This is a genomic window from Chryseolinea sp. T2, assembly GCF_037203685.1.
In the GTDB taxonomy this organism is placed as follows: domain Bacteria; phylum Bacteroidota; class Bacteroidia; order Cytophagales; family Cyclobacteriaceae; genus Chryseolinea.
In genome coordinates this window covers 585412-607600 of the sequence record NZ_JBBCAU010000002.1, presented here as the reverse complement: position 1 = coordinate 607600, position 22189 = coordinate 585412, and the positions used below count along the sequence as shown (strand labels likewise).

Genomic DNA, 22189 nt, shown 5'->3' with positions numbered 1-22189 from the left:
CTTTAACACGACGATGAGCGCTGCCCTTTTACGATTGACCTAACCATCTCCACGTACTCCCCGAAGGTAGCTGGCTTCGTCAACATGTATTGAGCTCCCATATCCTGCAACTGGTTCCTGGAGCGATCGTCCATAGTCGTAGACAACATAACCACAGGGAGGTCGTTCAAACGGCTGTCGGATCGGATATCTTTCAACAATTCGTAACCGTTACACAACGGCATATTAATATCAAGCACTGCTATGTCGGGCAAGATCATTGTCTTCAATAAATGACCGGCAATCATTGAATCGGCACATTCAATACAAATGATAGAAGCATCAATCTCGCGAACAGCCTGAGAGAAGATGTCAAGATCATCAGGATCATCGTCGACTACAAAGATCGTTTTCAAGGCAGGTGATAATTTAGAGCAAGGTACTAAAAAGCAGGATAAAGATTTTCAGAATCAACGGAGGTTTGAAACCACAATTGAAAATGTGCTCCCTGTTCCCGGAAGAGAAGACACTTCTAATTTGCAATGTAATAACTCAGCCAGGGCTTTGACGATCGATAGTCCAAGGCCAGAGGAAGGCTCTCCGGCTGTTGGATGGGCACTGAGCCGCTGGAAAGCTCCGAACAATTTTCCCATTTCTTCCGGCAGGATACCAGGACCTTCATCCTGCACTTCAACGCGAACTTTGTCGAAATCAGCGTCAACGGCGCGAATAAAAACCGAAGTTCCCGGAGAAGAAAATTTAATAGCATTTGAAATCAAATTGTCAAGCATCTGATTAACCAATACACCATCCGTTATTAACCTCCTACCGGTCGACACCTCGGCAACTAACCTGATATCTTTTTGTTTCGCGTCAATTTTGTGCATGTCAACGACAGCGTGAATTAAGTTTTGAATGTCAACCGGCGACCTGGTGATCTCGATTTCCATTCTTTCAATCTTATTTAAATCCAGCAGCTTTCCAATTAAGTTTTCCATTTTCCGGAGTGATGTTTCCATCATATCGATGTACAGGTGTTGGTCTTCTGCATTTCCTTCTGATTTCCGAAGAAGCATCAGCAATCCTGCTATAGAGTGTAATGGATTTTTCAGATCGTGACTAGCCATACCCAGGAAACTATCTTTCTGTTCATTCAGTATTTTCAGGCGTTGATTTGCAGTTCCCAGGTTTTGTTCGAGTAATTTTCTCTCGCTGATGTTGAACATCGCAGAACGGTTCCTGACATACTCTCCATTCTCATCGAAATAGGCAATTGTGTTCAGCAGGACCGGCAGCGTGGATCCGTCTTTTCTAATCAGGTCAAACTCCAGCCCTTCCAATCGCCCCAGTTTCTTTAACTCCTCGATAAGAGCTGTCCTCGCCTTTAATGACGCAGGTGTGAGTACATCGGCAACAGTCTTTTTTCCTATCACTTCCTCTTCCGTATATCCCAACCATTCGAGTTCGGTTTTATTAATTTTAGTAATGTTTCCGTGACGATCGACGGTATGGTATCCACATGGCGCGTACTCGTACAGAAACTGTACTTCCTGCAACGATTCTGACAAGATTGAGTTAGTTCGTTCGATGCTCTGATTCAATACTACGATCTCCTCAAGGCTATCACTGAGAGACTTGTTCCTGATTTCCAGCTCACGGGTTCGTTTCGCAACCTTATCCTCCAAATCATTGTTCGAACTGGTCAAATCAGCCAACAGGTTATTGTTTAAGCGCTGCTGGTTATACACCACACCAATCGCACCGAGACTGATGGCAGCGATAGAAGTCAGGCATACATATCTGATCAAGTCATTTACCAAATAAGTTTCCCGCAAATTATTCTTTCGCGCCGCCAACAGCGCCTTTTCATTGCGAATGAGTTCCCACGTGAGCTGGTGAATGCTATCTGTTATGCTATCGCCGGCCTCACCACTTAATGCGTTACCATTTATCCGAGAGTTATTTGTTTTACCCGCTAGTTCGGATTGCCATCTCCTTACCTGTGTGTTAATCAGCGGCGTAATTTTACGGCTCAAGATCTTCGACTGAGACCTGTTATCCCTTATCAGTTGCGCAAGAACCAGGTGAGTGGAGTCGACAAGCTTCAATGCAACACGATAAGCATTCATCGATCCTGCAGAAAAATCTTCATTTAGAACTTTGTGTTGAAATGCGTCGGCAGTACTGATCTGGGCCAATAGAAACTGGGACGTTTGAATAACGTCGTAGGTGTGTTCGATCCATAGCTCCATATTGCGACTGCGTCCATTTCGAATATGAGTTACAGACAACGTCACGAGGGCCAGCAAGAACGCGGCAGTCAGGAGCCAGATCGCTAACCTGGAGAAAATAAGAAAGCGCACGATCTGTAACTTCTTTAAATAAATTACACATTTCAGGACAGAATTCAAAGGGATTAGAACGGTTTGCTGGTCAGCAGACGAACTTCCGGCGGATAAAATCGGCGACATCAGCTGGCGGAGTGGTCCAACATTAGCGCGTTTCGTGGAAAAGGTTTGAGTGATTGGATTTTACCCGACTGTAAATCCGAACAGGACTGCTCGTCTCTATATTCGATCAGTAAATGAAATGCAGATGGATCTATCCGCAAAATAAGATCGCTCAAACCCTGCCCCACGAAATGCGCTAACGTTGGATTCCTTCTATGGTTGTTTTGCAGTGATCATTATCTCTGTCAATGTGAATTCAAAATCTTTCCCACCTTTTCAATCTGCCCGGTGAGTCCTGTCAAAGTCGAGAGACCTTACGTTTAACAATTCCTTTCGAAGAAGATAGCGCAGATCCTTAAAAGTATGAGCCTGGATGAGCGACTCAACCTTGTCAGCTATCAATCTATAATCGTCCTGAAATTCCGTTTTTAACTGTTCGATGACATAGGCTTTAATCCTGTCGTCCAACAACACTCTGCTTCTCGCGGTCATCATAATCGGATATTAATATAAAAAACTTGTACGTTTTGTGGTAAGTGGTCAATATACAAGCCACCTTTTGACGGCGAATAGCACCCCGGTTATTGTGCCTTTCCCGAGAAGAATTCCGACGGTTATCGCAAGAACAAATTTCTTCCTGCGACTGCCGCGCTTCCTACAAACAGCACAGTGTAGAGTTTGTTGCTCGATCTCTTCTCACTCTGGCTACATTGTATAACAAGCAATGTGAGAACGGATTAATCCTGATAAGTTTTAGAAGAATTCAGGTATCAATTGTGCACAGCAATTATCCCGCATTGGCGCATTAGTGAAGGTTGCGTGGGCGCTACAGCCTATTCGCCATACTTTTCAAACAAATGATCAAAAGTGGATTGCTTTTGGCAGACCAATATTGTGGTGACATCTATGTAAATCGACGCGACATTGGCAAATGTGTAAGCCACTAGTGAGAAACAATCACTAAAAATTCGAACTGGTGGACAGTGCTACTGTACCAGACAAAAAGTTGGGGCAAACTGTGAGGTATACCCGTTATCGTGGATAGAAATCGTCACAAATATAAATCATGCAGATCCTTAATATCGACGACGACATTGACGACAGGGACATGTTCTGTATGGCAATCGAGATGATTGACAGGAGAATAGATTGTGTACAAGTCGAAAGCGGAGAACTGGCAATAAAACTTCTTGCGAATGGTAAGTATGTGCCTGAATTCATATTCATGGACATCAACATGCCCCGAATGAATGGCTATGAATGCGTCCAGGAACTTATCAATTTACCCACACTCAAAAGCACCCAAATCGTTATATTAAGTTCTACTTTCAGTCCGCGCGATCAAATAGATTTTGGTGCACTCGGACTCAAATATCTATCAAAGACCAGCAGTCTATCTTCTTTGGCGGACTCCATCAAACAGTTGATTCAGCGCTAGACCCGCGGCAGGAAGACGGAAAACGTAGCGCCAGATAACCACAAACATCAAAGTCGTGTCGTGGACTACTGGCTTGTCGGAACACCTTAATTACCTCCCGGTGAATAAGCGTAATTTCGCCCGGATAGCTTTAATACGCCGGTTGCGTTCAGGTCATGGTAAGCCTGCAATAGTCGCTGCACAAACGACTGCTCTGCATCCAGTAGCCATTTCCTGGGATCGTAATATTTTTTGTTAGGTGAATCAGATGCCGCCGTGCTGCCTAACTGACTCTGAAGATACTGCTCGTTCTTTTTATAATATTCTTTTACACCAGACCAAAAGGCCCACTGCATGTCTGTGTCGATGTTCATTTTGACCACCCCATAGTCAAGCGTCTCTCTGATGTCATCAAGTTCAGACCCTGACCCACCATGGAACACAAAGCCAACCGGATTGTGTCCGGCCTTAAATCTGGATCCAATCAGCTCCTGTGAGTTCCGTAGGATACCCGGTTCAAGCTTCACATTACCCGGTCTGTAAACACCATGAACATTGCCGAAAGATGCGGCGATCACAAAATTATTACTGACTTTCGAGAGTTCCTCATAGGCATATGCGACATCCTCCGGTTGTGTATACAACCGACTTGATTCGATGTGATGGTTATCCACTCCATCCTCCTCGCCACCGGTCACACCAAGTTCTATTTCAAGATACATGTCAAGTGATGAAACGCGTTCAAGGTAGCGTTTACAGATCTCAATATTTTCATGCAGGGGAAGCTCCGATAAATCAAGCATGTGCGAAGTAAATAGCGGACTACCCTCACGTTCGTAAAACTGTTGACCCTCGATCAACAATGCATCCACCCATGGCAATAGTGCCGACGAGCAGTGATCAGTATTAATCATTACGGGAACACCGTAGAGTTCACTTATCTCATGTACGTATTTAGCCGCGGCAATTGCGCCGGCTATTGAATCACGGTGACTTTTCCCAGATGGGTTACCTATGAAAAAAGCTGAACCTCCATAAGACAATTGTACAATTACAGGTGCATCCGCTTTGCGGGCGGCCCGGAGACATGCGTTGATTGTGTTTGTATTAACTACATTGATTGCCGGTATAGCAAACTGCTTACGCTTTGCTAGTTTGAAAAGCAGTTGCGCCTTTGAAAATGGAAGTACAGAAGACATTGTTTTATTGGAGTTGAATGGTTTAAGAGTTAACATCCGCCAGGCAATCACAAATTTGAGCGGGCGTGCTCATGCAGAATACATTAGAAAATTTAACCATAGCACAGGGCTATGGTTAATGATCATTCAACGACACATAATGCCGCCAAAAATACCGGTGAGTGAGACGATTAATACTTAGTGATTTCCATCTGCTTTAAACTTTGCTTCCGCAGCCTTCTTTGCATCTGCGTCCGCATGCCTGCGCGACTTTTGAGCTTTTCTCTCATTCTTGTAAGCGCGCCTGGACGCCTTAGCCGAATTCGACGCATCATCTTCAACACGCTGCGCCTCTTTGGAATCGTGCTTTGCGTCTTGTTTCTTCGATTTCAAGTCTGACAATATATCTGCGTCCGTGGTTGCCTGAAGTGGTTGTTCCCTTTTGACAGTTTCCAGACTATCCAGTCGCCTGTTCTCCCTCATCCCGGGAGAGTTGTTCTGTGCTGAAATTTCACCGGCTGAGAAAACGAGTCCACTTAAAGCCAGAACGGTCATCCATGCGCCTACTTTCATTTGCTGTTTGTGCCACATTAGAGCAGCACACCAATACAACATCGAATGCTGCAATAAGATTGCCGTATCATTAATAATATAACGTTTAATAATTTTATGGGAAGGTTAGATTCTTTACCTGATCAAAAGCAAAGGAACTCCGAAGAGTTCCATGTTATAAAGTTATCATTGCTTAATCAGATGTTGTTATTGCTTCAGCGGCTTGCCGTTTGCATCGAAGCGATGGACCTGAGTACTACTTCCATCTTTCATTTCTATAAGATAACCATCACCAGTCTTTGTACGGTACATTACTCCGTTTTCCCAGCCTTTATATTGGGCATCCTGAAGAGTAGCCTTAAGGTTGTCAGGAATTTCAGATTGCTGAATTTTCATCATATCCCTGGTATAATTTTGATTTGCATCCCTCAGCCGGGAATCAGATGGAGAAGCTGGAGCAGGCTGAGTCACTTGCGCCGGCCTCCTCTGGCTCTGCGAAGAAGTCGTATCCTGCTGCGCAAAAGAAACAGAAACGCCAACGAAGAGCATACCCGCCATCAACAATGTTGTTTTTTTCATAATGTTTATAAAATGTTTGTGTAGGTATATTAAGTCAAATAACCAGCCAATATTCAATCGGAGTATCGCTGATATTTACACGAGAAATGTGCTGTTTAAGCGGTCCACGAGGCAGCGCCACTACGACTGAAAGGCGCGGCAAGGATGGCGATCTTTATTCACAGTTATTACATTCCCCATTATCCGCATATTTTCCCCAAATGATACTGTTTGTCATTATCTGCCGGGTGTCCCCCACGACAATGGATAAAGTAGTTAGGCGCACCGTAAAAGATAAACACAAGGATAAATGGTAGTTTGAACGCAGCCAGAGTTAAGCTTTTAGAAATCACTCAATATTTTTTCTGGCAAAAAGAAACTGGCATGTTGTTTCCATGTGTAAATCAAAATAATAAAATGCTTATGAACACCGAGAAAATATCAAACGACATTCAATCGAAAATCGAGAACATTAATCCGTATCGGGAAGAAGGTAAAGTTGCGAAAGCTATTGAGGCGCAAACATCAAAACTACCGTCCGACGCATTCTTATGGCTGGCTACCGGCATTATGGCTGCATCCCTTACCCTGAAGGTGCTTAAGAAAGATCATCCCGCACTGTTCATTGGTCAATGGGTAGCACCTGTACTTCTCATGGGACTTTACAACAAACTGGTAAAGGTGAAAGGGCACGACCAGTTAAATGACTTACCTTCTTAGCTTCATTCGAAGATCAATAAGGTTCAAAAACTCAGCACTGATGTAATTGTGGTAGTAGTGGAGATGGAGTAACGGGGCCCGGTAATTCCGGGCTTTTTTGTTGATAATTAATTGCTGCAATTTCCCGCACCATGCTATGTCTTTCTAATGGCGAAGGGTCTCTTTTTTGATTCCTCATCACCGAGCAAAAAGCCGAACGGTTTCAGTGAATCAATCCGGTCAAAGATAACTTTCAGAATCGCAGTCAGCGGAATGGAGAGGAACATTCCGGAGATACCCCAAAGCGCGTTTCCGATCAGGACAATAATAATAGAGATCAACGCATTTAATCTCACTTTTGAAGCCACAATTCTGGGGACCAGAAAATTGTTATCAAGAAACTGAACAACAACGTAGGCAATTACTACCCACAGCACATCCAATGGCGACCCCGTTGCCATGGCCACCAGCATCGGCAACGCTATGGCTATGAGACCACCCAGGTACGGAATGAGATTCAGCAATGCGCCGATTATACCCAATAGCACAGCATATTCGACACCAATGATCAGCAAAGCAACTGAGTTCAAAACGGCAACAACTACGGCTTCGAGGCTCAACCCGACAAGGTAACCTTGAATGAGGGCCTTCGTTTCGGTCAATACTTCCGCCACGACATTATGTTCATTCTTCTCAAACAACCGTTCAATGAATTCGAGTAACCGGTTTTTATAGTACAATACAAGGAAAATGTAAACGGGCAGGATCACCAGAACCAGCAAGCTCGTCAGCGCGCCCAGTGTCTTTTTGATAACCGACGAATTGACCAGGCCACCTTTCGTCTCTGCAATCCATGCGTTGATCCGGACCTTGCTGATATTAAAGGTTTGTGCGGTCCAATCAATTGCATCCTTTTGAAGTATTCCGAATTTCTCTTTGAATTGAGGAAACGTGTCGGAGAAGTGCGCCAGCTGTGAGCCTATAAACAATCCAATTCCAACTGCCACAACGCTAACACCAAGGATAGCCATAGAAATAGCGAGTACGCGGTTAAGGCCTTTCCTTACAAGGAAGTTCACAATTGGATTTAACAAAATCCCGATGATCACGGCAAAAGTTAACGGAATGAAAATATCCTGTCCGATATACAGGATATAAAAAAAACCAATCAGTCCGACGATGATTTGAGCCAGCTTGAGGTAAGTTGGCAGCTTGACTTGCGGGAAATCCATTACTCGATATTTAATATCAGCGGTTATAATTACAATCTACTGTCAGTCGAAGGCCAGGTGTACTATCTAGCATGGCACTATTGATACATGCAATCTTCATCGTTTCTTAAATGCACAAAAAAACCCGGGAAAGCGAATGACTTACTGCGTATTAATCAGGTCACTGCACTTCCGCCGGGTATGGTAAATTAAACTGTGTTACTTAGTCTTCTCCTCTTCTTCAGCCGCCTCATAGTTGATGTTAGACTCTGCGATTTCGGACAACAATTCGTCCGTTTCTTTTTCTTCGGCCAGCGTTTCGCCCAGAATTCCGGCGATTTCATCCAGGCCTAGCGTTGTGGCAAGCTGAGACAGTCCGCCGTAAGTGGCAATCTCATAGTGCTCGACCTTTTGAGCCGCAAAGATCAGTCCGACATCGCGTGTCGCCGTACCTTCATCCGTGTCATCGACTATGCTCTCCCCTTCCTTGATAAGTCCCTCCATCGCATCACATTTCTTTGCCTGTGCCTTTTGGTCCAGTAACCCGAATATCTTTTCGAGTCGCTGCACATGTTGCCCTGTTTGCTCAAGATGAGTTTGAAAAGCCAGCTGCAATTCTTCTGATGTGGCAGCGGTTTTCATCTTAGGGAGTGCCTTTGTAAGGTGCTTCTCTGCCCAATAGATGTCCTTAATCTCATCGGTAAAAAATTTCAATAGCAATGACCTTGCTTCCTCCGGCACGCCCGCCTTAGACTTTGTTGCATTGCCACCTTTTTCCTGGGTGTTTTTCTTTGTTGCTTTTTCCATGTTTGATTTCCGTTGGTTATACCTTCCTTCGACCATTTTGTGCATTTCCTGGAGCCTGCGTTCTGATATTGCTGAATCGTCTGTAAGGTCCTTGTGTTTTATGTGGTGTGGATTACCCGATGACTACTTAAACCATGCCGCAAATATTAAGCATATCCGCCTGCCACGATCATGCTGCCGATCGTCTGCTGGCATTAGCAGGAGCAAATCATCTTGCGTTTACATTGTGCTACGTAGAGTATTATATGCCATTTGAGTAGCCATCACCCCAACCGGGCATGGGATGCCCTAATGCACATAAAATCAGCGTATGAGGGTGGCCAACGTTAGCAGCGTTCAGGACATGAGATGAGCGACTGGATTTTACTCGGCAGTGGAGCCGAACAGGAGTGCTCGTCTCTATATATCATCAGTAAATGAAATGCAGCTGAGTTTATTCGTAAAATAAGGTCGCTCATCTCATGTCCTGAACGCTGCTAACGTTGGCCATATTCGCGAGTGAATCGTAGTGCATTCGTGCATTCCTGGCTTCAAACCACGTAGCCGCTTCGTTGCACTCGCGCAGGCGAGCCAGTAAATGAAAGCAGCAAAGTTTATTCGTAAAATAAGGTCGCTTATCTCATGTCCCGAACGCTGCTAACGTTGGCCATATTCGCGAGTGAATCGTAGTGCATTCGTGCATTCCTGGCTTCAAACCACGTAGCCGCTTCGTTGCACTCGCGCGGGCAAGCCAGCGTAAACGCTGCGAAGGGGAAGTACAAACAAGCCGAACAGGAGTGCTCGTCTCTATATATCATCAGTAAATGAAATGCAGCTGCGTTTATTCGTAAAATAAGGTCGCTCACCTCATGTCCCGAACGCTGCTAACGTTGGCCTATTCGCGAGTGAATAGTAGTGCATTCGTGCATTCCTGACTTCAAACCACATAGCCGCTTCGTTGCATTCGCGCAGGCGAGCCAGCGTAAACGCTGCGAAGGGGAAGTACGAACAAAGCTTCTATCCGTAAAATAAGGTCGCTCATCTCATGTCCCGAACGCTGCTAACGTTGGCCTTTTCGCGAGTGAACGGTAGTGCATTCGTCACAGCGCAGCGTAAGATAGTCACACCTTCACCCGCTGCAGAATGAATTTGCAAGGTGCTGCTGAGGTCACCTTTACGCTATGCCGTTCAAAAAGTGGAACGGTGCTATAGTCACCGGGCATGAGATCATATGTAGCCGTTCCGATCGTAAGGCGACATGAACCTTCGATGATTAGGAATTTCTCATATTCCGCCTCATGTATTTCAGGAGGTGCGCCGACGCTCAGCCATACGATGGCCGTCATCTTGTCTGGCTCAATCGAAATAATATTTACCTGACCCTGATCAAAGTCGTGATTCAATTGCATATCACTGCGACGGAGCCAACGCTCGTAATCACCAATCTGCGATTGCGAACTCAAAACGGGAACAGTCTCCGGTACTTCACCATTCTTTAGCCGGTTCAAATAGTCTATCCTGGCCATCAGCAATGGTTTTATGGTAGGACTGGGTTCTATTGCAGAAGCCTGTGCTTCAGCAAATAGTCCCAATTCTATTCGCCTGAGTTCCTGACGAAGCGCAGGGTCTCTCATCAGCGCTGCCTCAATCATTTCCGATATATCGCCAGGAACTATTCCGGCAACATATTGATGTAACAGGCCACTTTTGATTATCTCATCAAAGCTCATGCTTATAACGTTGGAAAGTCAACATAACGATATACATCAATTCAGGCAATTTTTGACTGCTTCTGGAGATTAGCATGTATTTGAACGAGAGCGCACCGCAGCTGAGCACGGACCTCCTCCAACGAAAGATTCAATAAATGGGCGACCTCATCCAGAGACATGCCGTCAATGTACACGAGTTTCACTACTTCACTTTTTGAAGTGTCCAGTCCTTCAACGAGTGACAGATAACCATTCCCGGCGAACAGCTGCGGATCGTTCTTCAGTGGTTCTGATCCGGGTTGTTCTGATCCGTCGGTTTCCGTTGCAAGCTGATTTCGTACGATCGCCTGTGCGGTCCGCACCATACAGGTAAATAGATTTAATTGCTGCTCCCGTAATTGAATATCTGCAAGGCATTGTACGAACGTTTCCTCAAGGATTGATTCAGCTTTCGAATGTGATCTCACCATCCGGTATATAACACCATAAAGAGCAGCTGAATATTGATCATACAACCATGAGATTGCTTTTTTATCACCAGATCTCAGTCTTTCAAGAAGGTCCTGCTGATTTGATTCAATCTTGCTCACAAAAATGGATGTTAGTAAATGTAGTGGAACAGGAAGGAAACATTTTTGAAGAGCAACTATGATTCTGCGGATGGAAATCGGAGTAGCGTCCATCGCTTACTTTCAGATAACCAGCTACCTTATTGCAGTGATTTGTGATTGCTTTCTGCCATTTGAAGATGATGTTCCAGCATCGGCAACGTTTCTCCCGCCCATGCTTTCAATTCAGGATCATTGCCTTTCTCTGACTCCTTTCGGAAAGCATCGACATCTTTCCTGTGATCATCGACCATGAGCTTAGCATATTCTTTGTCGAACTCAACACCCGTCTTCAGGGACAAATCATCCACGATCTTTTGGTTCTTATCGCTTAGTACTGTTGGAAGACTGATGCCTTTTCCTTCGGCCAATGCTTTCAACTGTACACCGCCCTTGCCGTGGTCGTCGACCATCTGCTGGGCAAATTGTTTCACCTGTTGTGAGGATGCATTCTTCAAAGCCAGTTGTCCCAGCTGAACTTCCAGCATCCCGCCGTCGGCGGCAGCTACAGCAAAGTCGGCGTCATCACCTGCGTCGCTCTTTCCAAGTTTTTCCTTATTCTCCTCATTTGCCATGTCTGTACTGTCAGGAGAATCCTTTTTGTTGCAGGAAGCAGTGAGGAAAACAATCAACAATAGTGGAATGTATAGGGTTTTCATAGTTTACTTTGTTAAAATACTACAGTTAGTTTTATCACAGATTTATGACATCTATCACAGGATTTACCTCGATAAAACCGGCAATAAGAAATTGATTCGTTTATTAAAAACCTGTCAATGCCCTTAGTGGCTCGTTCATAGATCACATTCTTGCCATAACCATGCCGATTCGTTTCAATTGTAGCCTGTGATGACGTATACTCCGTTACTCAGAGCTCATTGTTAATCCGCATCGACGTGCTGCCGTCGATCCTGTCTTATGAACGTCTTGATTTACTTCTCGTAACCTTTCCTGGACGAGGTATCATTGCCGGTGTATTCGGCAGCATCTGACTGACTTTTGTCTGCGCCATGTTCACCATCCCGGACGCGATGGCTCTTGCAATACTGGCGAGTCATTCGGAGTAAGAAATTGCAGGAGGATGGTATTGGAATGTAGCTTACAACGTCGCTGCTAATGGCATCAGCGATTAATAGCGACGGCCGCAGCCTTTGCGAGCATTTGAGTACCATCTATCTCGCGTTTAGTTGGCTGCCTTGTGGATTTGAAATAAGTCCCAAAAGTCCCAATAACTTTGCCCTCGGGATTTTTAATTGGGAAACTCCATGCTCCCTTAAATCCAAGGGCCAACGGCAAGTGCCGCAGCTCGGCCCATTTTGAATCTTCAAAAAAGTTTTCCGTGATGACAATACGGCCCGTCGCGGCGGCGGCTGCACATGTCCCTACCTCAGGATTGGGCACGAGACCATCGATTGCTTTTAAATAATCACCCGGTAACCGCGGGGACGCGCCGTTTCTCAGCACTCCCGATTCGTCAAGAACAAGAATAGACGATACAGACTCACTTTCCGCAGAACGTTCTGCGGAAAGTGCCAGGTAAGAAAGCACTTCCCTCGACGCTCTGCCGGATGATATCATGTCAAGCGCAGTGAGATAGGCATTTTGATAAGTATACATATTGGAAGCTACGAATTTTAAAATGAAATCGATCAGATTTTTCGTAAGCATCCCCTGCAGCCATTCGCACCCTCCCATGCCCGCGCTGCGATTTCGCGTTGCATGGGAATGAGATTACACCCCTGCTCTTCAAAGATGGTTAAATATCCTTGAACACATGATGCAGCAATTCAATATATCCCCGGTAGGTTGTTGGTTTGCGTAAGGTGAAACGCGCGCCCATTGTTTTTAACAGGTCTGAGGTTTTGTCGTCCATTGCTGTTGACAGCATCGCCACCGGTAAATCTGCCAGTTTCTCGTCGCTACGGATGTCCTTCAGTAATTCGTAGCCATTATAAGCAGGCATGTTGATGTCTATGAACACGACATCGGGCACTGTCATCAATAGAATTTGCCGGGCGAGGATGGGATCGGAGCACTCGATGCATTTGACAGGCAATCCACTATCGCCAGCGGCTTCGCAGAATGCTGAGAGGTCGTCTGGATCATCGTCGACAATTAAGATAATTTTTGCCATGGAGGGTATGCTACTATCAACAGACGGTTAGGTCCGAACAAAGGTGTTTAACATGAATCAATAACGGACAAGAATCAATCGCGATGTGCTTTACAGATGCCGGTACTAAACACAAACGACTGCTGGCCAAACATCATAGATGATCAGGTTCATAGAAATAATTATCACGACAACTGCCTGAACGTCCATCACGCGATCATTGAAAGCTAGCCGGAGGGTCTGCGAAAGGCAAGTGTTTCACCGTTAAATGAAAGTATTTGCCATCATTAATCTCCGGTCCGGTGCGACAGCAACATTTCGGCAAACGGTCGCTCCCATCCGAACCAACGATGACATTCAATGGTAAGTACGAGTCCGTTTTTAACACACATGAATATAAACGGCGTGTAGCGAAGGGGATCGGAACAGTGTTCCACAAACAGATCCTGAATTCTAAGATCCTGACGATGTCAATAACAAACAGATAAAAAGATAACCTAACAACTCAATTAATTAAAATCCCATGAAGGAAATCAGTGATGAAAATGGTGTCACCGATCTGGCTGCGAAACCGACAAAAAAGGAAATAAAAAATATTCAACGCAGGAATTTATTGCCAAGGTGAAGGAATATCGATTAACCAAACAGCATTGTTTACTGTTCACGTAACAGATCATCAAAGTTTCTTCTAACAGTATCGCGTCAATTGGACTAAACAACGGACAGGCTACCTATTGTAAATTTTTCAAAACAATTCAGTGCATATTATTATGCCATATGAAACGCAGTCTTTCCAGGTAACGAAATATTCTAAGGGCATGGCTATCTCAGGTACCTAATTTCTGTTTTGCCAATGGTACCATTGAATGTAAATGGTGCTTTATCAAAGTAGTCCAGCGAAACAGGTGAATCGAGATCAGTTCCGATATCAAAAGTAGCGTTCGAAGTGAAATGAAGCGACATGGCTCTTGGCACCAGTCCTTCCTGAACAGTTTTGCCATTGACGCGCAGGATAACATTCATTGCTCCGCCGATCTTATCTACTAACCGGGATTCTACTTCAATCGTGACTTCACCAACCGGTAACTTTTCCTTCGATTTTATTTTTGTGCGCTCCACTTCAAATAAATTGAATTCATAGTTCAGGTATCCGTCCTTCACAAAACAAGTAATACCGCCAGAAAAACCTGCGAGTGCATAAAGCACTCCGTTTGCACGAGCTGGAACTTTAACATTCATTTTTACCGAACTGCTGTTCTTTCCTAACTTAGGCGCAGTAGATTCAGGCATTCCAACAATTGGATGATCAAAGGACCATTCTGTAAAGGGGGATGCAGGGGCATCTTCCGGATGGTAGAAAGGCGTAGACCATAAGCCACCGCCTATCGGAAGGTTTTTATTCCTGGCTGACTCTGTAAGGAATAAAGCTTTCAACTCCCCGAGCTTCCTGGGTTCTTTAGCAGCAAGATCATTTGCCTGGCTCCAATCTTCATCAATGTGATACAACTGCCATTCATCCGTTAACGGATTCCATTCTCTTATTCCCTTTGGTATTCCACCTACCCAAGGTTCTCTGGGTCCACGGGCGCTTGCAAACCAACCATCCTGGTAAATACCCCTGCTCGCCATAATATCAAAAAATTGTATGTGTCGTCTGCCAGCGGCCGAAGCGCTATCAAACGAATAAACCATACTTACGCCATCAATTTCATCCTGGGCGAACCCATTTACAATTTCCGGATTTGGAATGCCATTTATTTCATAAACAGTTGGCAAGATATCCACAACGTGATGAAACTGTGACCTTGCCGTAGCATCATGTTTAATTCCTTTTGGCCACATAATCGCCATTGGCTGACGTGTACCTCCAAAGTAAGCGCCCTGCAATTTGGTTCCCTGATAAGGAGTACTACAAGCCCATGCCCATCCCGCATGAAACATGTTGTCAGTTTTGGGACCTCCTAAAATATCCAGTCCACCAAGTTCATTAAGTGCTTTTATATGATCCCCGATCGTAGTAGGAATACCATTTTGTGCCAACTGTTCGCTAATCGTACCATGCAAACCTTCTGACGACGAACCATTGTCACCCCAGATATAAAAGACAAGCGTATTATCAAGCTTACCCATTTTTTCAATTTCGTCGATGACCCTGCCAGCGTTGTAGTCTGCATGCTCAGCAAAGCCGGCCCATATCTCCATTAGTCGGCGCTGAAAAGGTTTTTCAGATTCTGGAATTGATTCCCACGATGCCATCGAAGCTGGCCTTGGTGTGAGTTGCGTGTTTTGCGGGATCCATCCCATTTTTTTTTCGCGTGCAAATACTCTTTCCCTGTATTTGTCCCAGCCATCATCAAATTTGCCTTTGTATTTATCTGCCCATTCTTTTGGAACCTGATGAGGTCCATGTGCCGCCCCGGGTGCCCAATACAGGAAGAATGGCTTATCGGGAGCATATGCTTTTTGTTCACGCAACCAGCGAATTGCGTCGTCAGCTATGTCCTCCGTCAGGTGATAGTACGTATGGCCACCAGCAGACTTAGGGTGTTCCACATAGTTGTTATTGCGAACGAGCGTAGGTTCCCATTGTGAAGCCTCGCCAGCGAGGAATCCATAAAAATATTCAAACCCATAACCTGTAGGCCAAAAGTCGAATGGGCCTTTCGAAGTGATTTGATCCTCCGGTGTGTTATGCCATTTTCCAAATGCAGCTGTATTATAACCATAGTCTTTCAGCACTTCCGCCATTGTAGCGCATGACTTAGGAATGATACCACTGAATCCGTCAAAATCGTTGGCGATAGCTGCTATCTGGCCATTGCCGACGCGAGTATGGTTGCGTCCGGTAAGTAATGCTGCCCGCGTGGGAGAACACATGGCAGTAGAGTGAAATCGGTTATAAGAGATACCCTGGTTAGCAACCCTGCTCAACGTCGGAGTATTCACTTCGCCGCCATATGCGGATGGTGCGCCGGCGCCCGCATCGTCAATCAGAATAATTAAGATATTTGGAGCATCCTTAGGTAAGTGTCTCTCCTCAGTCCTTTTTTTATAGGTGGATGTTTCCATCGTTACACCTGGTTTAGATGCTGAGGGCGTGGGTGGAAAAGGTAATACCTGTTGTGCCTCAATAACTGAAAGGGACAATAAATACGAGAAAAATATAAAGGAAGATAAGCGCTTCATGTTCTTGCGTTTTTTCTTGTTCAACAACTGTAGCGTATTTACTAACGCTTCATTGACATCGGTCTGTCCGTCTGACTACTCACACCGGGTCTTATCATCTATGTCATAGCTTTATATCGTAAGCTTTATATCGTAGCTGAAAGTAAAAAACAAGTTATTGACAGCATTACAAGAGATCTACCTTAACGGTGTGAATTTCACCGTTAAATGCAAATGGCGCCTTGAAATGGTATCGCATCGAAACAGGCGATCCCATATCCGCACCAACATCAAATGATTCACTGGCGCTAAAGGCAACCGGAACTGTCTTTGAAACGGAGCCCTTTGCAATTTCTCTACCATCAATCTTTATTGTAATCTCACCTGGACCCATCGGTTTTGGTATCACGGAACTTACTTCAATAAGATGCCGTCCAGGTGAGATCTTCTCCCTTGACTCCACCGTGTATCGCTCTATAATCATCATGTTGTATTCATACACCAGTTTTCCATTCTCCATAAATAACGTAAGACCCGCTCCTGTCCCACCAAGTGCATACAACACGCCATTCGCATTCGCTGGAACATCAACGTCAATTACCACCTTATTACTTTTCTTGCCCAAACCGGGCGCTGCAAACTCAGGCATGCGTTTCACATGCTCGTCAAATATCCAGCTTCTATAAGGCGAGGTCAGCACATCCTCAGGATGTAGCCGCAGCCAAATACCTGCACCGATTGGTAAATCTTTGTTGTCTTTCGCCTGTTGCAAGAACAATCTTTTCATTTCTTCCAGCTTCCCTGGCTCTTTTAGTGCGATATCATTAAACTGTGAATAGTCTTCATCCAGTTTATACAGCTCCCATTTGTCACGGTTTGGATCCCATCCATCCAAACCCTTTTGTGCCGGTATCCATGGGTAAAGGGGCCCAAATGCACATGCATACCATCCATCGTTGTAAATTCCGCGGCTGCCATTATTATCGAAGAATTGCGTTTTCTTGACGGTCGCGGCACGGGCATCATTAAAGCTGTAACTCATGCTAACGCCATCCAGTGGTATCTGCGTAAAACCATTGACAACCTTAGGAGGATTGATGCCTAATATTTCATAAATGGTAGGAACGATATCGTTCACATGATGAAACTGTGAACGCGGTGTCTTATCGGGTTTGATTTTTTTTGGCCAACTGATGACAAGTTCATTGCGCGTACCTCCAAAGTGTGAAGCCACCAGTTTGGTGTGTCGAAATGGTGTATTTCCCGCCCATGCCCAACCCGCATGATACATATTGTCAGTAAGGGAAGTACCGAGCGCTTTTAATCCGCCGATTTTATCAAGGGCTGCAATTTGCTGCTTAATAGTATTGGGAATATTATTCTGCGCCAGTAGCTCACTGATGGATCCATTCTGTCCTTCCGCGCTGCTACCGTTGTCGCCCCATATATAAATGAAGATAGTATTGTCCTTTTCCCCAATTTCATCAATCGCATCATACAATCTTCCTACCTGTGCATCTGCATGTTCAACAAAACCGGCAAATACTTCCATTAGCCTGCGTTGAAATGGTCTTTCAATTTCCGGTATACTTTCCCATGATGCCATGGTGGAATCCCTTGAAGTAAGTTGCGCGTGGGCGGGTATCCATCCCGTTTCCACCTGACGCTTGAAAACCCTTTCTCTGTATGCGTCCCAGCCATCGTCAAATTTTCCCTTGTATCTGTCAGCCCATTCTTTGAATATTTGATGAGGGCCGTGACCTGCACCCGGAGCAAAATAAAGGAAGAACGGTTTGTCCGCTGCGTAAGCACGATGCTCCTTCAACCAGGCAATTGACTTATCGGCAAGATCTTCCGACAAATGATACTTTTCGTCTCGGGGCAATTGCACCTGGTTGTAATTCTCAACCAATGGTGGTTCATACTGAGAAGATTCACCTGCGAGGAATCCGTAAAAATGTTCAAAGCCATAACTATTGGGCCAATACGTAAATGGGCCCGCCGCTGTCGTTTGATTCGCCGGTGTATTATGCCATTTACCAAATGCCGAAGTACTATAGCCATAATCTTTCAGCACTTCAGCAACGGTCGCTGCTTCCATTGGAATGATTCCTGTATAGCCATCCCAATCTACGGCCCGCTCGGCAATGGTGCCACTGCCCACTCTGGTGTGATTTCTTCCGGTTAACAATGATGCGCGCGTAGGTGAGCAGATAGATGTAGTATGAAATTCGTTATACGCTATGCCAGCGTTCCAAACCCTCGTTAACGTCGGTGTATTGATTTCGCCTCCAAAGGTAGAGGGAAGCCCAAACCCAACATCATCCATTAACACAATAACGATATTAGGCGCATCCGCAGGAAGATGACTGGGATGCTTCCTCCTTATTTGCTTACTGTCCAAAATGGATTCTCCATAAATACTTGCTGAAGGTGGCTCCGGAAAAGGAAGCACAGCCCCACTTGAGTCTTTAGTATTTTCATTGCTCCCCGTCGATTCGCGATTGCTTTGGTTACAAGCAATCAAAAGGAACATTGAGATAAATAGCAACGGCGAATTTTTCATCCTGGCGGTTTAAAGAATTCAGTATTCGAAATGATAATTATCTATGAATTTCTTTTGAAGGACATATGCTAAGATAACTAATGGCCCCAGAAAACCTATTTGCCTTATTTGGGCTTCAGCATTCGCAGTAAAACCAGTTCTTGTGGTTATCGCTAATTCGCTTTGAATCCGGCTCAAGTTAAACCAGCGCAGGAATTGCATCCGAAAGCTCACAACGTAGGCTTCCACTCCATCCGCTCGGCGAAGATGAATCCAATTAGATGAGTTGTTGGACACGGGTTGAGCGACTGGATTTTACCCGGCAGTGCGATCGAACGTGAATGCTCTCTTCTTCAATTCATCTGTTAATAAAGTTTGCCTGAATCTATCCGTAAAATAAGGCCACTCAACCCATGTCCAACAACTCACCTAACGTTGGCTCTTTTCATAACCATTATAATGCGTTGTCGTCGATGCAATCGCGCGTATTGCTCACATTCCCTTTTTTTTTAACCACGTAGCCGCTTCGTGCACTCGCGAATACGCCAGCGCGAGCGCTGCATTGAATTGGCTGCCGTCACAGCACACGATTCGTATATTGAACAGATGTACTACATTCGAAGCCAAAGACATGCTATGAATGTTCGCGTTGCACCTGCTCTTGTACTGATCCTCCTTGTCTCTTCCTCTAACGCCCAACCAACAACGCATGCCGTAAATCGCCCGCCACTTCACGCCAGTGAATTTGCCATGCTGCCGTTGGGCAGCATCACCCCTGGTGGCTGGATGACGTTGCAGCTGAATGCCATGAAGACCGGACTTACGGGCCATCTGGATGAATATTATAGTCAGGTGGCCGGCAAACGAAACGCCTGGCTCGGGGGCGACGGCGACGCCTGGGAACGTGGTCCATACTGGATCGACGGACTACTTCCCCTGGCCTACATTCTTCACGATCAGGCGCTCATAGCAAAGGTGAAGCCGTGGGTAGAATGGACACTTACGCATCAACGACCCGATGGATATATCGGTCCTGACGTTTTGAAAAACAAACCAACAGATGAGCCAGGCATTCAAAAGGGACCCAGAGAGGATTGGTGGCCGCGCATGGTCATGCTCAAGATCCTTCAGCAGCACTACGAGGCCACCCAGGACAAGCGAGTGATTGACGTGCTCACCCGATACTTCAGGTATCAACTCAGCAATCTTCCAACGAACCCGCTCGACCGCTGGAGCTTTTGGGGAAACAGGCGTGGTGCCGATAACCTCATGGTGGTGTATTGGCTGTACAACATTACCGGTGATGAGTTCCTCATCGAACTCGGCGACCTTCTGTACCAGCAAACATTTCCATTCACGGACGTTTTCCTCCACGACCATCCTGAAAAAGAAAATGGCGTCTCCCATTTGTATCCATACAACGTGGGCAATACCTATCCCTTCAAACAAGAGCTTATTCAAAAACTTCACGTCGGACAGCTGCAAAGTTTCCACTGCGTGAACCTTGCACAAGGGTTGAAGACTCCGGTGATCTACTATCAACGCGATCCCAATCCGAAATATGTGAGCGCGGTAAAGAAGGCATTGAATGACATCGATCTGTTCCACGGGCAGGCGCAGGGAATGTACGGAGGCGATGAGCCCCTCCATGGAAATGCGCCTACCCAGGGCGTTGAATTTTGTTCTATCGTGGAAATGATGTTCTCGCTGGAGAGCATGCTCGCTATCACAGGAGACGTTGCCTTTGCCGACAGACTCGAGAAGATCGCCTACAACGCACTGCCTACGCAGGCCACGGATGATTTTATGAACCGGCAATACTTTCAATGCGCCAACCAGGTACTGATCACGCGCGGCCAGCGAAACTTTTTCGAAGACGGCAATCATGGAGGCACGGATCAATGTTTCGGTTTGCTCACCGGCTATCCGTGTTGTACGTCGAACATGCACCAGGGATGGCCAAAATTTATTCAGAATACGTGGTACCGAACCCCGGACAACGGGCTGGCCGCACTTGTGTATGCACCCAGTTCCGTGGAAGCAACGGTAGGTCATGGTGAACCGGTTCGGATCACTGAAGAGACTAACTATCCATTTGATGAGAAGGTCTTATTCAAAATGACCATGAAGAAGAATGTCAGGTTTGATTTTCAGGTCCGGATCCCCGCATGGGCGACCGGCGCGACCATTACGGTGAATAGCGCGCCGTGGACGGGCGAAGTGAAGGCCGGCACCATCGTGCGTATAGACCGGGAGTGGAAAAATGGCGATCGCACGGAGCTCAACCTTCCGATGAAAGTTTCGGTGAGCCGCTGGGCCGAGTCTTCTGCAGCGATCGAGCGGGGACCATTGGTGTATGCATTAAAAATTGAAGAAGAATGGAAGACTGTGGCAGGGAGCGATCATTACGGATCGTACCTCGAAGTGTATCCCCGCTCCGACTGGAACTACGGTATTCCCGAAAGTGTAATCAACGACCCGGTTTCAAACTTCGAAGTGGTTCGAAATGAACCGAAGGGCGCGTATCCGTGGAATTCAAAAAATGTCCCGATCCAATTGAAGACAAAAGGAAAGAAACTGTCCGAGTGGAAAATCTATAACAATATGGCAGGTCCGTTGCCTAATGTGTTTACGCCAACTAAGTCAACTGCGGAAGAGATTGTGCTTATTCCCTATGGATGTTCAACGTTGAGGATTGCTCAATTTCCGGTTGTGCGTTGAAGGATAGCGTGGCAGCGCGGAGCGTCGCAGGAACGGGAGACTGCGGCTTTGCTTTAACACACTTTAAATTCTTTTGCTGGTTGTATGAAGCTGATGTGAAGACCGCCACGCGAATAAAATGCAGGGTCGGGAGGTAAAGGAGTTTTAGAGTTTTCGGGAGGCACTTTGATTTGGAAGGTTGGTACGTTTACTATGGTTTCTTTTGGATGGCTCGTGCTACGTAGCTGCGTTAATTCCGAGGCAGCGCGGAGCGCCGCAGGCAGCGCGGAGCGCCGCAGGCAGCGCGGAGCGCCGCAGGAATGGGAGACTGCAGCTTTGCTTTCCCACACTTTAAGTTCTTTTGCTGGCTGTATGTAGCTAATGTGAGGGCCGCCACGCGAATAAAATGCAGGGTCGGGAGGTAAAGGAGTTTTTAGAGTTTTCGGGAGGCACTTTGATTTGGAAGGTTGGTACGTTTACTATGGTTTCTTTTGGATGGCTCGTGCTACGTAGCTG

At 45.8% G+C, this 22189-nt stretch carries 19 protein-coding genes; 4 read left to right on the top strand and 15 right to left on the bottom strand.

The genetic code is table 11. The features are described from left to right. Window positions 1-2: 2 nt before the first annotated feature. The 3 genes from WBG78_RS07440 to WBG78_RS07430 all read right to left on the bottom strand — a co-directional run bounded on the left by WBG78_RS07440 (window position 3) and on the right by WBG78_RS07430 (window position 2924). The gene (locus tag WBG78_RS07440; protein ID WP_337325767.1) at window positions 3-395 is read right to left on the bottom strand and encodes a response regulator; all 393 of its coding nucleotides are present in this window, start codon (window positions 393-395) and stop codon (window positions 3-5) included. Between the two features lie 54 nt (window positions 396-449). Beyond that, window positions 450-2342 (bottom strand): ATP-binding protein, encoded by a 1893-nt coding sequence (locus WBG78_RS07435; protein ID WP_337325766.1) that lies wholly within the window; start codon window positions 2340-2342, stop codon window positions 450-452. Between the two features lie 363 nt (window positions 2343-2705). Then, entirely contained in the window at window positions 2706-2924 is a 219-nt protein-coding gene (locus WBG78_RS07430; protein WP_337325765.1) for a hypothetical protein, read from the bottom strand. Window positions 2925-3495: 571 nt separating this feature from the next. Here WBG78_RS07430 and WBG78_RS07425 point away from each other — a divergent pair. Continuing rightward, window positions 3496-3867, top strand: coding sequence for a response regulator (locus WBG78_RS07425; protein WP_337325764.1), 372 nt, complete (start codon window positions 3496-3498; stop codon window positions 3865-3867). 86 nt (window positions 3868-3953) lie between these two features. On the opposite strand, the gene fbaA is transcribed toward WBG78_RS07425, so the two are convergent. The 3 genes from fbaA to WBG78_RS07410 form a co-directional block, all read right to left on the bottom strand. After that, window positions 3954-5045 carry a class II fructose-bisphosphate aldolase gene (fbaA, locus tag WBG78_RS07420; RefSeq protein ID WP_337325763.1) on the bottom strand — a complete coding sequence of 364 codons (1092 nt, stop codon included), beginning with the start codon at window positions 5043-5045 and terminating at the stop codon, window positions 3954-3956. A gap of 177 nt (window positions 5046-5222) precedes the next feature. Further along, window positions 5223-5597, bottom strand: a complete 375-nt coding sequence (locus tag WBG78_RS07415; RefSeq protein ID WP_337325762.1) for a hypothetical protein — start codon at window positions 5595-5597, stop codon at window positions 5223-5225. A gap of 186 nt (window positions 5598-5783) precedes the next feature. Beyond that, entirely contained in the window at window positions 5784-6155 is a 372-nt protein-coding gene (locus WBG78_RS07410; protein ID WP_337325761.1) for a hypothetical protein, read from the bottom strand. A 402-nt stretch (window positions 6156-6557) separates the two neighbouring features. Here WBG78_RS07410 and WBG78_RS07405 point away from each other — a divergent pair, with 402 nt between their 5' ends. Continuing rightward, complete coding sequence (locus tag WBG78_RS07405; RefSeq protein ID WP_337325760.1) at window positions 6558-6854, top strand: hypothetical protein; 297 nt, start codon at window positions 6558-6560, stop codon at window positions 6852-6854. A gap of 134 nt (window positions 6855-6988) precedes the next feature. On the opposite strand, the gene WBG78_RS07400 is transcribed toward WBG78_RS07405, so the two are convergent. Both WBG78_RS07400 and WBG78_RS07395 read right to left on the bottom strand, forming a co-directional pair. After that, window positions 6989-8065: an AI-2E family transporter gene (locus WBG78_RS07400; RefSeq protein WP_337325759.1), complete on the bottom strand. Its 1077-nt coding sequence runs from the start codon at window positions 8063-8065 to the stop codon at window positions 6989-6991. Between the two features lie 198 nt (window positions 8066-8263). Next, window positions 8264-8851: a YciE/YciF ferroxidase family protein gene (locus WBG78_RS07395; RefSeq protein WP_337325758.1), complete on the bottom strand. Its 588-nt coding sequence runs from the start codon at window positions 8849-8851 to the stop codon at window positions 8264-8266. Between the two features lie 134 nt (window positions 8852-8985). Between WBG78_RS07395 and WBG78_RS07390 the strand changes: the two genes are divergently transcribed. Beyond that, on the top strand, window positions 8986-9111 hold the full coding sequence (locus WBG78_RS07390; protein WP_337325757.1) for a hypothetical protein: 126 nt from the start codon (window positions 8986-8988) through the stop codon (window positions 9109-9111). 840 nt (window positions 9112-9951) lie between these two features. Here the strand turns inward: WBG78_RS07390 and WBG78_RS07385 are convergent. The 7 genes from WBG78_RS07385 to WBG78_RS07355 all read right to left on the bottom strand — a co-directional run bounded on the left by WBG78_RS07385 (window position 9952) and on the right by WBG78_RS07355 (window position 18994). After that, window positions 9952-10560 carry a cupin domain-containing protein gene (locus WBG78_RS07385; protein ID WP_337325756.1) on the bottom strand — a complete coding sequence of 203 codons (609 nt, stop codon included), beginning with the start codon at window positions 10558-10560 and terminating at the stop codon, window positions 9952-9954. Between the two features lie 41 nt (window positions 10561-10601). Beyond that, entirely contained in the window at window positions 10602-11132 is a 531-nt protein-coding gene (locus WBG78_RS07380) for an RNA polymerase sigma factor (RefSeq protein ID WP_337325755.1), read from the bottom strand. A 119-nt stretch (window positions 11133-11251) separates the two neighbouring features. Further along, window positions 11252-11809 (bottom strand): DUF4142 domain-containing protein, encoded by a 558-nt coding sequence (locus WBG78_RS07375; RefSeq protein ID WP_337325754.1) that lies wholly within the window; start codon window positions 11807-11809, stop codon window positions 11252-11254. Between the two features lie 463 nt (window positions 11810-12272). Further along, on the bottom strand, window positions 12273-12845 hold the full coding sequence (locus tag WBG78_RS07370) for a GAF domain-containing protein (RefSeq protein WP_337325753.1): 573 nt from the start codon (window positions 12843-12845) through the stop codon (window positions 12273-12275). Window positions 12846-12906: 61 nt separating this feature from the next. Beyond that, window positions 12907-13284, bottom strand: a complete 378-nt coding sequence (locus WBG78_RS07365) for a response regulator (protein WP_337325752.1) — start codon at window positions 13282-13284, stop codon at window positions 12907-12909. Between the two features lie 801 nt (window positions 13285-14085). Next, window positions 14086-16449 carry an arylsulfatase gene (locus WBG78_RS07360; RefSeq protein ID WP_337325751.1) on the bottom strand — a complete coding sequence of 788 codons (2364 nt, stop codon included), beginning with the start codon at window positions 16447-16449 and terminating at the stop codon, window positions 14086-14088. A 166-nt stretch (window positions 16450-16615) separates the two neighbouring features. Then, window positions 16616-18994, bottom strand: a complete 2379-nt coding sequence (locus tag WBG78_RS07355) for an arylsulfatase (protein WP_337325750.1) — start codon at window positions 18992-18994, stop codon at window positions 16616-16618. A 615-nt stretch (window positions 18995-19609) separates the two neighbouring features. Here WBG78_RS07355 and WBG78_RS07350 point away from each other — a divergent pair. Further along, window positions 19610-21694: a beta-L-arabinofuranosidase domain-containing protein gene (locus tag WBG78_RS07350; protein ID WP_337325749.1), complete on the top strand. Its 2085-nt coding sequence runs from the start codon at window positions 19610-19612 to the stop codon at window positions 21692-21694. The last annotated feature ends 495 nt before the right edge of the window (window positions 21695-22189 follow it).

What these genes read in the sequence shown, in the direction of transcription:
- WBG78_RS07350 (WP_337325749.1), top strand. Translation starts at nt 19,610, where the DNA reads ATGAATGTTCGCGTTGCACCTGCTCTTGTACTGATCCTCCTTGTCTCT.
- WBG78_RS07365 (WP_337325752.1), bottom strand. Translation starts at nt 13,284, where the DNA reads ATGGCAAAAATTATCTTAATTGTCGACGATGATCCAGACGACCTCTCA.
- fbaA (WP_337325763.1), bottom strand. Translation starts at nt 5,045, where the DNA reads ATGTCTTCTGTACTTCCATTTTCAAAGGCGCAACTGCTTTTCAAACTA.
- WBG78_RS07395 (WP_337325758.1), bottom strand. Translation starts at nt 8,851, where the DNA reads ATGGAAAAAGCAACAAAGAAAAACACCCAGGAAAAAGGTGGCAATGCA.
- WBG78_RS07400 (WP_337325759.1), bottom strand. Translation starts at nt 8,065, where the DNA reads ATGGATTTCCCGCAAGTCAAGCTGCCAACTTACCTCAAGCTGGCTCAA.
- WBG78_RS07385 (WP_337325756.1), bottom strand. Translation starts at nt 10,560, where the DNA reads ATGAGCTTTGATGAGATAATCAAAAGTGGCCTGTTACATCAATATGTT.
- WBG78_RS07355 (WP_337325750.1), bottom strand. Translation starts at nt 18,994, where the DNA reads ATGAAAAATTCGCCGTTGCTATTTATCTCAATGTTCCTTTTGATTGCT.
- WBG78_RS07425 (WP_337325764.1), top strand. Translation starts at nt 3,496, where the DNA reads ATGCAGATCCTTAATATCGACGACGACATTGACGACAGGGACATGTTC.
- WBG78_RS07370 (WP_337325753.1), bottom strand. Translation starts at nt 12,845, where the DNA reads ATGGGAGGGTGCGAATGGCTGCAGGGGATGCTTACGAAAAATCTGATC.
- WBG78_RS07410 (WP_337325761.1), bottom strand. Translation starts at nt 6,155, where the DNA reads ATGAAAAAAACAACATTGTTGATGGCGGGTATGCTCTTCGTTGGCGTT.
- WBG78_RS07405 (WP_337325760.1), top strand. Translation starts at nt 6,558, where the DNA reads ATGAACACCGAGAAAATATCAAACGACATTCAATCGAAAATCGAGAAC.
- WBG78_RS07430 (WP_337325765.1), bottom strand. Translation starts at nt 2,924, where the DNA reads ATGATGACCGCGAGAAGCAGAGTGTTGTTGGACGACAGGATTAAAGCC.
- WBG78_RS07415 (WP_337325762.1), bottom strand. Translation starts at nt 5,597, where the DNA reads ATGAAAGTAGGCGCATGGATGACCGTTCTGGCTTTAAGTGGACTCGTT.
- WBG78_RS07390 (WP_337325757.1), top strand. Translation starts at nt 8,986, where the DNA reads ATGCCGCAAATATTAAGCATATCCGCCTGCCACGATCATGCTGCCGAT.
- WBG78_RS07360 (WP_337325751.1), bottom strand. Translation starts at nt 16,449, where the DNA reads ATGAAGCGCTTATCTTCCTTTATATTTTTCTCGTATTTATTGTCCCTT.
- WBG78_RS07375 (WP_337325754.1), bottom strand. Translation starts at nt 11,809, where the DNA reads ATGAAAACCCTATACATTCCACTATTGTTGATTGTTTTCCTCACTGCT.